This is a genomic window from Bacillus cereus group sp. MYBKT111-2 (genome assembly GCF_051915205.1).
GTDB classification, from domain to species: domain Bacteria; phylum Bacillota; class Bacilli; order Bacillales; family Bacillaceae_G; genus Bacillus_A; species Bacillus_A paranthracis.
The window spans coordinates 286,421-301,932 of record NZ_JBQAEG010000005.1 but is presented as its reverse complement, the minus strand read 5'-3'; the positions used below and the strand labels follow the sequence as shown (position 1 = coordinate 301,932).

Here is a 15,512-nt window from a genome sequence, read left to right as displayed (position 1 = left end):
TAAAATATGGAAAACGTAAAGAGTATGTAAAAAAGAAGGAGTGGTAAAGTGAACTATGTCATTATTGGCGGAGATGCAGCTGGTATGAGTGCAGCTATGCAAATTGTTAGAAACGATGAAAATGCAAATGTTGTAACTTTAGAAAAAGGTGAAATTTATTCATACGCTCAGTGTGGATTACCGTATGTCATTAGTGGTGCTATCGCTTCAACTGAAAAGTTAATCGCGCGCAACGTAAAGACGTTTCGTGAGAAATATGGAATTGATGCGAAAGTGCGTCATGAAGTAACGAAAGTAGATACGGAAAAGAAAATGGTGTACGCAGAGCATACGAAGACGAAGGATGTCTTTGAATTTCCATATGATCGATTATTAATTGCGACTGGAGTGCGTCCTGTTATGCCAGAATGGGAAGGACGGGAATTACAAGGCGTTCATCTTTTAAAAACAATTCCTGATGCTGAGCGCATATTAAAAACGCTAGAAACGAATAAAGTTGAAGATGTAACGATTATTGGCGGTGGTGCCATTGGACTTGAGATGGCAGAAACATTCGTCGAACTTGGTAAGAAAGTAAGAATGATTGAGCGAAATGATCATATAGGTACAATTTACGATGCAGATATGGCGGAATATATACATAAAGAAGCAGATAAGCATCATATTGAAATTTTAACGAATGAAAATGTAAAAGCATTTAAAGGAAATGAACGAGTAGAAGCAATCGAAACGGATAAAGGTACGTATAAAGCAGATCTTGTTTTAGTGTCGGTTGGAGTGAAGCCAAATACTGATTTTCTTAAAGGGACAAATATACGTAAGAATCATAAAGGAGCAATCGAAGTAAATGCATATATGCAAACAAATGTGCAAGACGTATATGCAGCCGGTGATTGCGCAACACATTACCACGTTATAAAGGAAATTCATGATCATATCCCGCTCGGAACGACTGCCAATAAGCAAGGGCGACTTGCTGGACTGAATATGCTTGATAAACGAAGAGCTTTTAAAGGTACGTTAGGCACAGGCATTATTAAATTTATGGATTTGACACTCGCAAGAACAGGGTTAAATGAAAAAGAAGCAAAAGGGCTACACATTCCGTATAAAACGGTCAAAGTAGATTCTACAAATATGGCGGGCTATTATCCAAATGCAAAACCACTTTACTTGAAATTACTATACCGTTCTGACACGAAACAATTATTAGGTGGACAAGTAATTGGAGAAGAAGGTGTAGATAAACGGATTGATGTGATCGCAATGGCACTCTTCAATAAAATGAGCATTCACGATTTAGAAGATGTGGACTTAAGTTATGCACCACCATATAACAGCGTTTGGGATCCAATTCAGCAAGCGGCAAGACGAGCGGAATAGCACTTTTTAAGTGCTATTTTTTTGCAAAGGGAGGTACACTTTTTTAGCGAATATTAAAGAGGGAGAAACAGTTATATATGGGAAAGGGGATCATTAAAAATGTTTGCAACACTTCAAACTGTTCAAGAATCAGAAAAAGAAATATTGCGTAATTTATATGCACTATATCTGCATGACCTCTCTAAGTTCACACCCAATATAACAATTGAAGCAAATGGATTTTTTGAATACGAAGATTTACATATGTTTTGGGGAAATGATGGAATCACTCCGTATTTTATTAAAAGTGATAATGAGATTGTAGGATTTTTATTACTACTGGAACGTCCATTCTTAAAGAAGGAAAATGACTTTAGTATTCATGACATTTTCATATTGAATCAATACAAGGGGAAAGGAATCGGTAAACAAGTTATTAAAAATGTATTAAAAGAGAAACGAGGGCAATATTTCGTTATCGAACTTGTGAAAAATGTACCAGCCGTTTCTTTTTGGAAGAAAGTATATAGGGAGCTAAACATCGAATTTGATGAGAAAATACAGTTAATCGATGATGAAGAATGCCTCGTGCAAACGTTTAAAATACAATGAGATTGGTGCTCCTAGTATATTACTTTGAAATTTAACTTTATTTTGAATATACCGTTCACCCTTGAAAACATAGTACGTATCGCTTATATTGTCATATAGTATTTAGTTTTTAAACAAAGCAATGAACGAACCAGGGGGCACAGTATGGCAATTAACATGAAAACAATCGAAGAATGGATTGCTGAATCAAACGCAAGACATGAAGAAGACTTTGGACACGTTATTGAAGAGATGAAAGAAGTATGCGTCGGACTTGATAATGCGACATTAATTTATACGAAAAATGTATTTTGTTTCGGTAAGAAAGTAGAAGTATTGTTCTTCTTCCAAGACCATGTCGTGATTGGACAAGAAAAAGAAGAGTATATTGAGATTGAAAAATTAAAGTATGATGCTATTACACATAGTAACTTAAAAACAAACGATAAAAATACAACGTTAGAATTAAAGTTTGCTAACGGACAAACTATCCATTTAGATAGTTTAAATGATAACTACGGTACGAAAAATTGGTTATTTGCGAGACAAATTAAGAGTATTTTTAAGTTAATCTAGTAAAAAAGCAGGCCTCAAAGGGTCTGTTTTTTTACTTGGTCCCTATTACACAAAGGTATCCTCTTTCTTCATAACATTTCACGCTTGTAAATCCTGTTTTATAAAATTGGTTTACTAATTCTTCATTCGTTTTGCATTTCTCCATATGATATTGAATTTTGAAAGTTTCAGCCACTAATAAAAAGGATCCGTTTGGCTGTAGGACGCGGAATACTTCTTTTATATCTTGTTCCACATCAGGCCAGAAGTAGTGTGTTTGAAAAGCGGTAATGAGATCGAAGAAGTTCGTATGATAGGGAATAGAAGAAACGCTTGCTTGTTGAACAATGACTTTTTGTTTTTGAACATCCTTTATATTCGTCTGTATCGAATTTTTTACAGCTTGATAGGAGTAATCAATCCCGTATATTTTTCCAAGTGGAGTTCGTTTTGAAAGAGTGTGTATCGTTTTACCGCCGCCACAACCAATATCTAATATAATTGCCTCTTTCTTTATATATACTTTTTGTAATGCCCAATTGGTTAGTCTCGTATGTGCACTGTTCATAATACAAAGCATGGAAGAACCAATTGTCCCCCGAGGATTTTTTGCTTACTGGATTAATCGTTGTAAAATGTTCAAGTTAAACTCTCCTTTTATGTAAGAATATATACTCACTTCTCTTTTTATTAAGTAAGTCCTTTAAAAAAAGCACGCCGATGAGCGGCGTGCTTCTAAATACGCAAATCCCCTTTTAACCAATTCCTCGCTCGATACGCTCCAACAGGAATTTGAATAAGTGACGTTTCATTCCCAGCATCTATTCCGTACAACTGATCACATGAATTTGTATCAAAACTAAGTAAAGGATGCCCGCCCATCCCCATTGCGGTCGCTGCAAAAACGAGTTTGTGAACGAGTATACCTGCCTCCATTTGATGAATACGGTACCCTCTATAGCCTAATGCATTTGTATAGTAATCTTTCTTTCCGACTACATGTAAGCAAAGTGGTACTTGAAAAAGGTTTACGTTATCCATCGTCATACTAGATTGAAGGGGATAACGAAGGTCCCCATATCGAAGTGATTGTATGGAATGTGTTTTACTGTTATAAGTGTAAGCGCCGTTTTCTATATCTTTTACGTTATAGAAACATCCATATAATGAGACGCGCACATTTTCATTTACATACGTACCATCAATGTCGTTGTAATAAGGGAAGGAGAGGCTCGCTTCTTGTAGTAAAGTAGCGAGCTCGGCTGCATCCCATTTTGTAAAAATAAAGTCAGCATCAGGGGAATACCGTTTTCGGCAAAGTTGTAAGAAATCATAAGATAAACGCTCTACTTTCGGCAGTTGTACAGCGTGCGCATGATGTTGATAGTGCTCTTCATGAGCTAGTGTTTGGAACTGTGCTGTCGATTCGATCATAGAAGCTTCATTTATTTTTGTTATCATCGGATACTCATTTACATGCTTTGAGCGAACGAAATGTTCATGTGCTAAAGGCGGAATTTGTTGTAATAGCTCATGAGAAGTAATTGTTTTATGTTCACGGTAATCATTGTGAAACCAATTCGTTTGTGGTTCTGTACTGAAAGGAACGACAGCATACACGCTTTCTTCTCCTTCTGACAGTCCGAGTAAATGATTGATTGCACGGTCTAGAAACTGAAAATATACACCATTTGTGTAACCAAATTGTTTGGCACATTCCAGTAATTGGCCGATGAGAACACCGCTATCTAATCCTTGAAGCCGATACGAAAAGTTATTGTATTTAAAGTAGTTTTTCCAAAACATAGTGGATACGAATGCAGCACCAAAACAAGATTGTATGTTACAACGATTGCCGAGTGCTTCTGTAATATAAGAATCGAAATTTCCTTCGCGAAGTAAAATAAGTCGGTGATGCGCGGCGTCGTAATGGTAAATGCCGTCTGGATAATCGTCAATTTTTAAATATATATACAATTCATTTGGATACAAAGCGCCGCCGGAAGGGATAGATCTTCGAAATAAAATTTTCTCGCTATTTAGCTGACATAACTGGGTTAAACCAAATGAACACCAAAGATAATGACCAATCTCTTTCAAAGTAGGTGTAGTAGAAGAGTTAGGTAAAGATAATGGGATTTCTAAAGAGAGAGGGATAATAGGTAAGTTTCGATATAATTTATAAGGAAGCGGTGCATCTTCCCAGTCTATTTCATGATTTGGCATAATTTCATCGATAGAGAAATGGAGATGATGTAAAAAAGTATCTAGTTGCATGAAATCCCCTCCTTTACTATGGAAACGGGTGCGGATGTGGATTTAATTGTTCAGTCGTTAAAGGTTCGTCTGTATATCCAAGTGTCATCGGTACGGTATATACTCGATCTAGCCCTGTAAGTCGAGTGAGATGGTGACCAAATGTCATCGGTAGCATGCCTGGAATAATGACTTTTACACAATGTAATCCGTTTTTTTCTATAAGAGGTACTGTTTGATCGACAACGATTACTTCAAGTCCAGATTGCTGCAGGCGGTTTAAAAGTTGATTAAGATCGGATGTTAAATCCAGATCAACTGATTGTAATCCGTTCATTTCTTGGAACGATTGCACCGGAGCATCCCCGCGTAAAAGAAAGTGAAGACGTTCTTCTGCTTCTTTCAATCCGTACAGCATACTATGGTCTTCCATTTTATTTACGAGATAAGGGTCTTGTAAGCAATTTTCGTAGTGCTCTCTTTTTTGTTCGAGTTCATCGTCTGTTATAAGTAACATACCTGCTATTTCGTGAATGGCACTCTTTAAAGCACGGACTGGGTCCAAATGAGAGCCTCCAGCACAAACGACATTCATTCCATTTTCACGCGTATTTTTCGCAATTACCCATAAGCTCGGGATACCGTGTTCCATCGTTGCGTTAAAAGCATGCAATTCATAACCGGTAATCGTGTACAGCCGCTGAATCATTAATTGTAATTCTGTATCATTTGCTGAACTAAGATCAAGGCGGGGAAGAGGTAATTCGGCATACCAAGTGAGCAAAAAGGCGTCACGCTCTACAATTTCTAAAATGCCGTGAAAAATTGCTTCTTCTAAACTACCACCAATGGCACAGCCATTTGATGTTTCATATACGTAAGCATCTCGATGACCGAGGCTATAATAAGCGATTGATTCAGGAACTAAAATTGGCCGGTTTTGTGACAATGAATATCCCCATACCCAGTTTTGTTCATAGTCAGGATCAAACGGTTTAAATGGAAAACCATCACGATTATAGTGTTCATTTGTATGTACACCGAGCGTAAGGGGATTTAGTGCATGATCCTCTACATCATGAAAACTACCATGCACATTTGTCTTTTTCCCTCGAGGTGACATACCACAATATCGCTCTAAACCTTCTAAAATAGCAGTTGCTTCACTTATTGCAAATGAAAGAGTTCGGCCTGCAACCCCTTCATTTCCAAACATTAATGGCATGTTTATAATAACGTCAGCAAATGGTAATAAAGAATGCTGCATTTTTCCGTTCAACATACCGACTCGGTAATCTAAATAGTCCTTCGTTAAAAATGTGTTTAGTTCATGAATGGAACGACAGCGATATGTTGCATCACTTGTTTTTAAGCTCGGTTGTAATGAAATCGCTGCTGCATCTGCCGTGTCATCAGGCAAATTACTACATACAGGACAGAGCGGATCTGGAAGAAAAGAATGCCGCGTACATTGCAGTGTTTGTAAGTTTAGTAAAATGAGTTCATTTTCTAAAGAAGAATGAGTATGAGTTAATATTTTCTCTGTTTCTGCGCAAATAAGATGGCACATTTGCAGAATGCCATTTTGGGTGGCACGTACATCACGCCTCGTTACGTTTTCTTCTTTTACCACATATTTTCGTTGTAACTCCCACATTTCTTTTTGATCAAATCCAGCGATAAAGCGTCGTCCATCGGCACAATGAGTGCATCCCGCTGCAGGAGGGTGAATATAAGGCCCGATAATCCCTTCACCAAATGAAGTAAAACCACGTAGCCACGGAATATGATTTGACCGGAAAGTTAGCTCAGCGTCATGATGAATAGTAGAAGGAGAGCCGTCGTGTAATACGAGAGCGAGGTCGATATTTTCAGGGAGTTCGTCTGCAATTGTATGTTGGCGAATGATGGAATATTGTTTGTATAATTGATCATGTACATAGTCTGCAAGAATGCCATCCCCTATAAGTAATATATTTTGAGTCATAGACCGTCCTCCTTTGCAATTAATACCCCGTACACACCATCTAAGTTTTCTTTCAAAAATGATTCAATCGCTAAATCAAACACGAATGGATAAAAATGATGTTCTTCTAAATGTTGCAGGGCAAGCTGTAATGATTGCACACCTGGAATTTCTTTTTCCGCTTGTATTTCCACTCTAAAAGAATCCGTGTCATATAAAATAATAGAGGATTCAGGCAAAATATTAGTGCTGTAAGGAGTCTCTTCATTTTGAATATGAAGAAGCGATAGTTGTAGTGCGTTTCGTAACGCTAACGTCATATTAATATTAGATGCACCGTACCATCGATCATGTATACCAACCCAAACGACTGGAAAGCTGAGAATATCTTCACCCATTGCGATTTTAGGTGTTTCATGAATGGTAGCGAGGGCATCGTAATAAAATCTACAATGTTTATCATGAATTTCGGTTAAGTCGACCGTCGTAATTTCTTCTAGCATATGTGATTGTCGTTCATACAATTTGTGATTTAAATGTTGTTGTAGTGCCCGGTATACACCCTCTGTCATCGTTTCTCCAGCGCCAATACCGATATCGTTATGTTCAGGGATAAGGCGGTGCATAATTTCTGCTACGTATGTTTCAATTCCTACTAAACCAGCTTCTCGGCGTGCTTCGTTATGAGTCAAGCCACTGCAAGTTATAAGAGGCAGGAGAGAAGCTGGGCCATCTGATAGCGGTGTAGCTACTTGAATATTACATTGTGATAATGGTAACTGATATAAATCTTCTTCATCCCATACATGGAATATACCAGTTTCTTTAGAAGTTAATGAATCGAAAAAACGGAATAAATCAGTTGAGGTATGTTGGTTAGACCGATGCTCAAGTTTTTCAGAAAGGTTTTCTATCGTATCAATTGTAAAACTTTCATCAGTGGCGAGAGGATGTTTTATAAAAGGATGCCATGTTCCTTCAAGTGTTTCATAATTTAATAAAAAGAATTGCGGATTCTTTTCTCGATGTGAATCATCAGCAACATGTTTAAATAATTCAAAAACGATTATATTTGCTAGCATGGCGGATGTAATAGGAGAGAAGGCGGCTGATGAATGTTCATTTTGTAAAGTCGTTTCATGTAGCCGATGCCATGCGGACTCCCAGCATTCTTCACGATTAGTTGTTACGACAGGACCAGCTAAACCAACTGTTGATAAACAGACAGCAGGTATGAAGTTCTTTCCTATTTCCTTGCAAATCGCATGAACTGCTCTTAGTCCTTCGATATCTCCATTTTGCGAAACGTATAAAATCCAGTCGAAAGGCTCGAACACTTCATGCAGGGGACGATCAATTGTTGTATCTATTTCTTGAACAAGTACGGCATCATCTACTTCATGCGCAAGTTCTACTAGCTCGTGAATACGGTCGTAATTCGTTTCTTCATAATCTGTCACAAGGTAATGAAAGGTAGGTAATCCGGATTCTAATAAAGAAGAAACTAAGGAAGTAAGCATATCTCCAGAGCCGATTATAAGTACATTTGCATTGCGGTACGTTTCAAATTTTAAAGCGCCTGAATGAGAATCTGCTTCTAGAAATTCAATTTGCGAAGCATATCTATCAAGTAACGCACTGTTTAATTCATGAGGTGCATCTTGACTTACATCACGGACAAACCCATTTGTATATAAAATCTCTCCAATTTCAAATACACGATTTTGATAGGGGAGAGGGAGACCATCCGTTATTTCTGCTAAAGAATAATTACCGTTAAACATTGGCATTAATTTTTCAATCCAGTTATAAATTCCGTCACCGTCCATACGAAATGAACTGGCGTTATTTCGAAAATAGACACCCCCGTTTGAGTCGGGGAGGAAGAAAGTATCTTTATTTGCTTTTAGTTTTGCATGTGCTGGAAGGTTACTCATTTTAATCCTCCTTACTTTTTAGGCATACATTATTACCTTATGTCATGCGATTTGTCCCGTATGAATGCAATAAAAAAAGCTGTAGAATGATATATTCTACAGCCTGTAATAGATTATAAATCTATCAACCTTCTAATAATAATGATTTTGGATCTTCAAGCATATCTTTAACAGCAACAAGGAAGCTAACCGCTTCTTTACCATCAACAATACGGTGATCGTAAGATAAAGCGATGTACATCATTGGGCGGTTTTCCATACGTTCGTTATCGATTGCAACTGGACGTACTTGGATTTTGTGCATTCCTAAAATACCAACTTGTGGGCTGTTTAGGATCGGTGTTGACATTAGAGAACCGAACACACCACCGTTTGTAATTGTAAATGTACCACCTTGTAGTTCTTTTAATGAAAGTTTGTTATCACGTGCTTTTTTACCTAATTCACGAATTTCGCTTTCGATTTCAGCGAAGTTTAATTGGTTCGCATCGCGTACAACTGGAACAACTAATCCATCTGGAGCTGCTACTGCAATACCGATATCATAGAATTTTTTAATGATAAGCTCGTCGCCTTGAATTTCAGCATTTAATAATGGGAATTGTTTTAATGCTGCAACAACTGCTTTTGTGAAGAATGACATGAAACCAAGACGTACATCATGTTTTTTCTCGAAAGCATCTTTACGCTCTTTACGTAATTCCATGATTGCAGTCATATCAACTTCGTTAAATGTTGTTAACATTGCAGATGTTTGTTGAACTTCTACAAGACGTTTTGCAATTGTTTGACGGCGGCGGGACATTTTCACGCGCTCAACTGGTTTTTCGAATTCAGTTTTTGCAACTGGAGCAGGAGCTGGACTTTTTGGAGCAGCTGGTGCTTCTTTTGGTGCTGCAGCATGAGCTTGTACATCGTGTGGTCTCACACGTCCAAGTGGATCTGTGCTACGTACGTCGTTTAAGTCGATTCCTAATTCACGAGCCATTTTTCTAGCAGCTGGTGATGCGATAGGACGGTTTGTATTTGGTAAACCTTGTAAAGTTGCAGTTTGTTCAGCACTTGGTGCCGCAGCTTTTGGTGCTTCAGTTGTTTCTTGTTTTGGTTGCTCAGCCAACGGTGCAGGTGTACTTACTGCAACTGGTGCTCCGTTTGCGTCTAAAATTGCGATAGTTGCGCCAACTTCAACTGTATCCCCAGGTTCGCCTAGTAACTTCGATACAATACCTGAATCTTCTGCAATGATTTCTACATTGACTTTATCAGTTTCAAGCTCAACAACGCTGCCACCTTTCTCAACTTTGTCGCCTACGTTGATAAGCCATTGTGAGATAGTTCCTTCAGTAATAGATTCTGCAAGCTCAGGTACTTTAATTTCGATCATTTTAAATGTCCTCCCCTTATTTGCCTAACGGTGTGTTTTTTCTTCTTTTGTCTTCGGTAATCTCCATTTGTTAGCCTGACCTTGGGCAGAATATCTGCCCAAGGAACAAGCTAGAAATCTTCATTGTTACTTTTTAGTTGCTGAAAACTTCAATTTCTAGTTTATCTTGACGGAAGTTATACTTCACGTCTAAAGCGTGTGAAACAATTAGTTCTTGCTCAGCTTTGTGAGCGAATGGATCGCCGCCAGATGGGCTAGAGCGATCTGGGCGTCCAATATAACCTGTTTTCACTTTATCTCCAGCTAGTTCGAACAGAATTGGAGCCATGTAATGCCATGCGCCCATATTACGAGGTTCTTCTTGAACCCAAATAATTTCTTCTAAGTTTTTAAAGCGTTTAATAATAGATTGAACTTTCTCAGCAGGGAATGGGTACAGCTGTTCAATACGAACGACATGAACTTCATCTAAGTTGTACTCATGTTTACCAGACTCAATTTCTGCCGCTAAGTCAATCGCCATTTTACCTGTGCTTAAAACAAGACGTTTTACTTTGTTTGGTTTTGTGCCAAGGTTTTCTTGTTCTAAAGCAGGTTGGAAACGTCCTTCGCTTAACTGACTAGCAGTTGAAAGCGTAAGTGGGTGACGTAATAAACTCTTTGGCGTCATCAATACTAATGGTCGAACAGCTTCTGTTCCTAAGATAGATGCTTGACGACGTAAAATATGGAAGTATTGTGCCGCGCTCGTTAAGTTTGCAACTGTCCAGTTGTTTTCAGCAGCTAACTGTAAGAAACGTTCAGGACGCGCACTAGAGTGCTCTGGTCCTTGACCTTCATAACCGTGTGGTAATAGAAGAACTAAACCAGATTTTTGACCCCATTTCGCTCTTCCAGCTGAAACATATTGATCAAATAATGCTTGCGCAGTATTTGAGAAGTCACCATATTGCGCTTCCCACATAACAAGTGTTTCTGGTGCGAATACGTTATAACCATACTCGTAACCAACAACAGCAGCTTCTGATAACGGACTGTTATGAACAGAGAATGAAGCGTTGATGTTTGGTAAGCGATGTAATGGTGAATATGTTTCATTTGTATCAGTATCGTGTAATACGATGTGACGATGCGCGAATGTACCACGCTGTGAATCTTGACCAGTTAAACGAATTGGCGTACCTTCTTGTAAAATAGAAGCGAATGCTAATGACTCAGCAAGTGCCCATTCAATTTTACCGTTCTCTTCAAGAGCGTCTTTACGGCGCTCAAGAATTTTCTTCACTTTCGGATATACGTTAAAGCCTTCTGGCCAAGAGAGTAGACCTTCATTAATTGCACGAAGTGAGTCAAGCTCAACACCAGTATCAATTGGCTGAATACCTTTTGCAACGACATCTGGCACTTTAACGTGAATTGTTGCATCGCTCGTATCAGCTGGCGGTACTTGTGCATAGTCAGATTTTAATTGCTCTTGCGTAAACTGTGTAATTGTTTCAATTTCATCTGCATTTAGAACACCAGCAGCTTGTAATTGATCTGCATAAATTGCTCTTACAGTTGGGTGATTTTTAATCTTTTTGTACACTTGTGGTTGTGTAACTGCTGGGTCATCCATTTCGTTATGACCGTAGCGGCGGTAACCAATTAAATCGATTAAGAAATCTTTTTTGAACAACATGCGATATTGAATCGCAAGATTAGCAGCAGCAAGACAAGCTTCCGGATCATCAGCATTGACGTGAACAATCGGAATATCGAAACCTTTTGCAAGGTCACTTGAATATTTCGTAGAACGAGAATCATAGCTATCAGTCGTAAAACCAACTGCATTGTTTGCGATAACATGAATTGTTCCGCCTGTTTGATATGCATTCAATCTGCTTAAGTTGAGTGTCTCAGATACAATACCTTGACCAGGGAATGCAGCATCACCGTGAACTAAAATTACGAATGATTTTGAAGTATCTTGTTCTGGAAGACCAGATTTTTTACGATTTTCTTGAGCCGCACGTGCGAAACCTTCTACAACAGGATTCACGAACTCAAGGTGACTTGGATTATTTGCTAATGTAACGCGAGTACTAACTTCTTCGTTACTAACGACTTGTTCTCTACCTAAATGATATTTTACGTCGCCAGTCCAACCAGAGTTTGCTACTGCGCCTTCTATTTTTGCATGTTTGAACTCAGCAAACATGTGACTATATGGTTTTTCTAATACGTGTGCAAGTACGCTTAGGCGACCGCGGTGAGCCATACCAATCATGACATCTTCTACGCCGTTTTTAGCACCTTCTAGCACAATTTCATCTAGAACGGGTACAAGCATATCAACGCCCTCGATAGAGAAACGCTTTTGCCCAACGAATGTTTTATGCAAGAATTGCTCGAAACCTTCAACAGCTGTTAAACGTTTTAAAAGAGCAGTTCGTTTTTGATTTGATAGTGGTTGACGCAATGAATTTGATTCCACCATTTGATGCAACCACGCGCGTTCTTCACTATCTTGTATATGAGAAAATTCATAAGCTAAAGTTTGTGTATACACTTCTTTTAATCTATGAATTACATCAAGTGCAGTGTGAATACCTTCTGGTGCATCTTGCCATACTGTTTTTGCTGGAATCGCTTTCAAATCAGCGTCGCTCAGTTCGTTCATTGCTTTCTCAAGAAGAGATTGTCCATTTGCAGCATCTTCCATCGGATTGATGTGAGCCAACGTATGCCCGAAAGAACGAATCTGTTCAACAAGCTGAACGACTTTAAGAATTTTTTCAATGTTCCCTGTGTTTTGAGGAGAAAAATGTGTTGCTGTGTTGTCCCCTGTTACGACATCATCTTGAAACGAAGGAGCTCCAAAAATTTCAAAAAGCTCTTGTAATTCCGGATCAACAGAACCTGCTCCAGTTACGTAAAGATCATACTGTTCAATAACATAACCAAGGTTCGGACCGTGGAACTTGGCCCAAGGGTTTGTCGTTGTATTCTTCCTCGTCATTTGTTTAAACCTCCCAATGCATATAATCCTTTTTCCATACAAAAAGGTGCATTTTGCTCTTTTCAATAATTGATGAACCAATAATCAATGTAAATGTTTTTCTTTACTCTTATGTTATTACAATAATTTACATAATACCAAACACTATTACTTATCTGTTTTGTAAAAAAACATTCACAATAACTTATCACCCAAGTTAATCTTTCATGTTATAAAGTAATTTTACAGAAAAATAGGGTGGATATATTTGGTATACCTATACAAATAACTAAAATTGTTGCATGTAAATATAAGTATAATAGTTAGAATGTTTCGATAAAAATAAGTTCGAATTATGTATATTGAAATAATAAGCGCTTTCATTGATATTATACAACAATATAACGGAATATAGTATAAAAAATAAAAAATTATGAATTTATCGTAAACTTTATTTAGATAGTGTTAAATATTGAAAGGAAAGTGAAGGATTTCTACAAAAAAAGTTGCTAAACATAAAAAATGCTTTATAAACAGTTAGTTTCTATAAATATGACGAAAAACACCGTAAAACCAATAACACATTTCGCCGAATAAAGGGATAAATGAAATATTTTAAAAGGATAAAACAAATATGGAGATATTAAATTTTAAAAAAAGAGAGGAGGAGATATAGTAACTGTTAGTTACAGTGTTCCGTATTTTGTTTCAAAATAGACGTGCTGAAATTAAAAAGTTTCTTCTATATAAATAGAACGAAAAATAAACAAAAGATGTAAAGGAAGCTTGGCGTAAAGTTTGCTTTACGTATATACTCGTTATAAGGAAGGAGGGAGAAATTTCCTTGGAAAATAAAATGGTCGAATACCGAAAAAAATTTGGACTATCTCAAGAAAAATTGGCTGAGAAACTTGGCGTTTCCAGACAAACCATCATTTCAATTGAAAAGGGAAAATACGATCCGTCACTTCCGTTAGCATTTGAAATCGCGAAAACATTTCAGACAACGATAGAACATGTATTTATTTATGAAGGAAAAGAAGGGGAGGAATAAAGATGAACTATTCACAAAAGTACTTCGTTATTATGGGAATTATTTTTCTATTCATGAGTGGATTTATGATATTAACAGGTATAATGACGCATTCCGCACCGCCAGAAGCAACTTATCCATTACTTGGTATGATGATTATGTGTTTTTGCTTAAGTTATTTACACCCACAATTTAAAGAAAAAGACGAACGTATGAAACTCATTCGTTATAAAGGGATGTTCGTGACCTTTTTTGCGTTAACAGCATATTATCTTCTTTTCTCTATCGGCTTAAACTTAAAAATACTTACACTATCTGCTACTGAACTATTGAATATACTTATGGCACTCACGATGAGTACCGTCTTTATCTCATTTGTTGTTTTGGCCAAAAGATATTAAGATGGAAAAGAGAAAGGAAGATTAACAGATGCAAATGATGTATGCTTTTGGCATTGGGCTTGTATTATTTTTAGCCGTATTCTTATTTATTCGGAAAGACGTGCAAGGCGGGACGTTAACGAAAAGAGGCTTTTATAAAATGATCGGCTGTTTAGTTGTTATGTTTATAGCGATTATCGTAATGATCGTTTTAATAAATCGGTCACTATAGAATGTAAAAATGTAACCTTACTTGAGTAAGGTTTTTCTTTCTAATTTAAAATCTGAAAATTCCTACTAAATCTATTTACTACATATAATTGATATTATATAATTTAATAAAATGATAGATAGGGAGAATAGTATATGAATAAAAAAACTATCTTCTTTTTATTAACATGTCTATTACTTGTAGCTAGTACTACTTATATAATATGTAACAAACGAGAACAAGTGCCACCTATGTTAGTATGGGAGGGACAGGAATACTACGTAACGCATGAACCTGCCAAAGCAGAAGAAGTTGGGCAAAGGCTAGGCGAAGTAACAAAGAAAATTGAGATAAGTAAAAAGTCTACTAAAAACAGTGAATCGAACACACTACAAGAAAAAACAGAAGTATTCACAATGATAGAAGAAGAAAAAGGTCCTCACTCACCTTTAATCATAAAGGAGCCTGATGGTGAGGGATATAGAATTGTGAGGCCAATGTTAAAAGTACTATAAAGTGAAAAGGAGATTCCTATGCAGACAGTAACTTCATATCCATGGTCGTTAAGAAAAATGTTTGTCTTTTTCCTTTGTTTTATCCTTCCTCCTATCGGTGCGATTTACATTGTAATGAATAGAGGGGCGCTACAAAAAAGAGACTTCATTTTATATGTATTATTTGCTGCTATTAATATATCACTTTGGTTGTCGCTTATGATCTTTGATCGGAGTATGTGGATGGTAGTAGGGCATTATGTGCTTGGGGCAATTGTGATTGTTTTTTCAAATATAAATAAGAGATAACCCAGCAATCTTAAAGTTGCTGGGTTTTATTTTGCTATTTATAATGAAGAAACA

Annotated in this window: 14 protein-coding genes; 8 read left to right on the top strand and 6 right to left on the bottom strand. The window is 37.2% G+C overall.

What is annotated here, in order from left to right:
* The first annotated feature begins 48 nt into the window (after positions 1 to 48).
* From ACTFNE_RS16765 to ACTFNE_RS16755, 3 genes are all read left to right on the top strand, one after another.
* Positions 49 to 1,383, top strand: a complete 1,335-nt coding sequence (locus ACTFNE_RS16765; RefSeq protein WP_270706179.1) for a CoA-disulfide reductase — start codon at positions 49 to 51, stop codon at positions 1,381 to 1,383.
* Between the two features lie 99 nt (positions 1,384 to 1,482).
* On the top strand, positions 1,483 to 1,974 hold the full coding sequence (locus tag ACTFNE_RS16760) for a GNAT family N-acetyltransferase (protein WP_270706177.1): 492 nt from the start codon (positions 1,483 to 1,485) through the stop codon (positions 1,972 to 1,974).
* Between the two features lie 144 nt (positions 1,975 to 2,118).
* Entirely contained in the window at positions 2,119 to 2,529 is a 411-nt protein-coding gene (locus ACTFNE_RS16755) for a DUF3908 family protein (RefSeq protein WP_046198557.1), read from the top strand.
* Positions 2,530 to 2,560: 31 nt separating this feature from the next.
* Here ACTFNE_RS16755 and ACTFNE_RS16750 read toward each other — a convergent pair whose 3' ends face one another.
* The 6 genes from ACTFNE_RS16750 to odhA form a co-directional block, all read right to left on the bottom strand.
* Positions 2,561 to 3,100 (bottom strand): class I SAM-dependent methyltransferase, encoded by a 540-nt coding sequence (locus tag ACTFNE_RS16750; RefSeq protein WP_270706193.1) that lies wholly within the window; start codon positions 3,098 to 3,100, stop codon positions 2,561 to 2,563.
* A 143-nt stretch (positions 3,101 to 3,243) separates the two neighbouring features.
* Positions 3,244 to 4,785, bottom strand: coding sequence for a SagB family peptide dehydrogenase (locus ACTFNE_RS16745; protein WP_270706175.1), 1,542 nt, complete (start codon positions 4,783 to 4,785; stop codon positions 3,244 to 3,246).
* Between the two features lie 16 nt (positions 4,786 to 4,801).
* Positions 4,802 to 6,751, bottom strand: coding sequence for a TOMM precursor leader peptide-binding protein (locus ACTFNE_RS16740; RefSeq protein ID WP_270706173.1), 1,950 nt, complete (start codon positions 6,749 to 6,751; stop codon positions 4,802 to 4,804).
* Positions 6,748 to 8,667 carry a putative thiazole-containing bacteriocin maturation protein gene (locus ACTFNE_RS16735; protein ID WP_270706171.1) on the bottom strand — a complete coding sequence of 640 codons (1,920 nt, stop codon included), beginning with the start codon at positions 8,665 to 8,667 and terminating at the stop codon, positions 6,748 to 6,750. The genes ACTFNE_RS16740 and ACTFNE_RS16735 overlap by 4 nt, the downstream gene beginning before the upstream one ends.
* 124 nt (positions 8,668 to 8,791) lie before the next feature.
* Positions 8,792 to 10,051, bottom strand: coding sequence for a 2-oxoglutarate dehydrogenase complex dihydrolipoyllysine-residue succinyltransferase (gene odhB / locus ACTFNE_RS16730; protein ID WP_000569916.1), 1,260 nt, complete (start codon positions 10,049 to 10,051; stop codon positions 8,792 to 8,794).
* 133 nt (positions 10,052 to 10,184) lie between these two features.
* A complete protein-coding gene (gene odhA / locus ACTFNE_RS16725) occupies positions 10,185 to 13,052 on the bottom strand; it encodes a 2-oxoglutarate dehydrogenase E1 component (protein ID WP_046198552.1) in 2,868 nt (955 codons plus the stop codon).
* A gap of 823 nt (positions 13,053 to 13,875) precedes the next feature.
* Between odhA and ACTFNE_RS16720 the strand changes: the two genes are divergently transcribed.
* The 5 genes from ACTFNE_RS16720 to ACTFNE_RS16700 all read left to right on the top strand — a co-directional run bounded on the left by ACTFNE_RS16720 (position 13,876) and on the right by ACTFNE_RS16700 (position 15,458).
* Entirely contained in the window at positions 13,876 to 14,085 is a 210-nt protein-coding gene (locus tag ACTFNE_RS16720) for a helix-turn-helix transcriptional regulator (protein ID WP_000428510.1), read from the top strand.
* Between the two features lie 2 nt (positions 14,086 to 14,087).
* Entirely contained in the window at positions 14,088 to 14,465 is a 378-nt protein-coding gene (locus tag ACTFNE_RS16715; protein WP_098265442.1) for a permease, read from the top strand.
* A gap of 28 nt (positions 14,466 to 14,493) precedes the next feature.
* Positions 14,494 to 14,676, top strand: coding sequence for a DUF3976 domain-containing protein (locus ACTFNE_RS16710; protein ID WP_001178301.1), 183 nt, complete (start codon positions 14,494 to 14,496; stop codon positions 14,674 to 14,676).
* Between the two features lie 134 nt (positions 14,677 to 14,810).
* Positions 14,811 to 15,170: a hypothetical protein gene (locus tag ACTFNE_RS16705; RefSeq protein WP_046198551.1), complete on the top strand. Its 360-nt coding sequence runs from the start codon at positions 14,811 to 14,813 to the stop codon at positions 15,168 to 15,170.
* 18 nt (positions 15,171 to 15,188) lie between these two features.
* A complete protein-coding gene (locus tag ACTFNE_RS16700) occupies positions 15,189 to 15,458 on the top strand; it encodes a hypothetical protein (RefSeq protein WP_001195382.1) in 270 nt (89 codons plus the stop codon).
* Positions 15,459 to 15,512 lie beyond the last annotated feature (54 nt).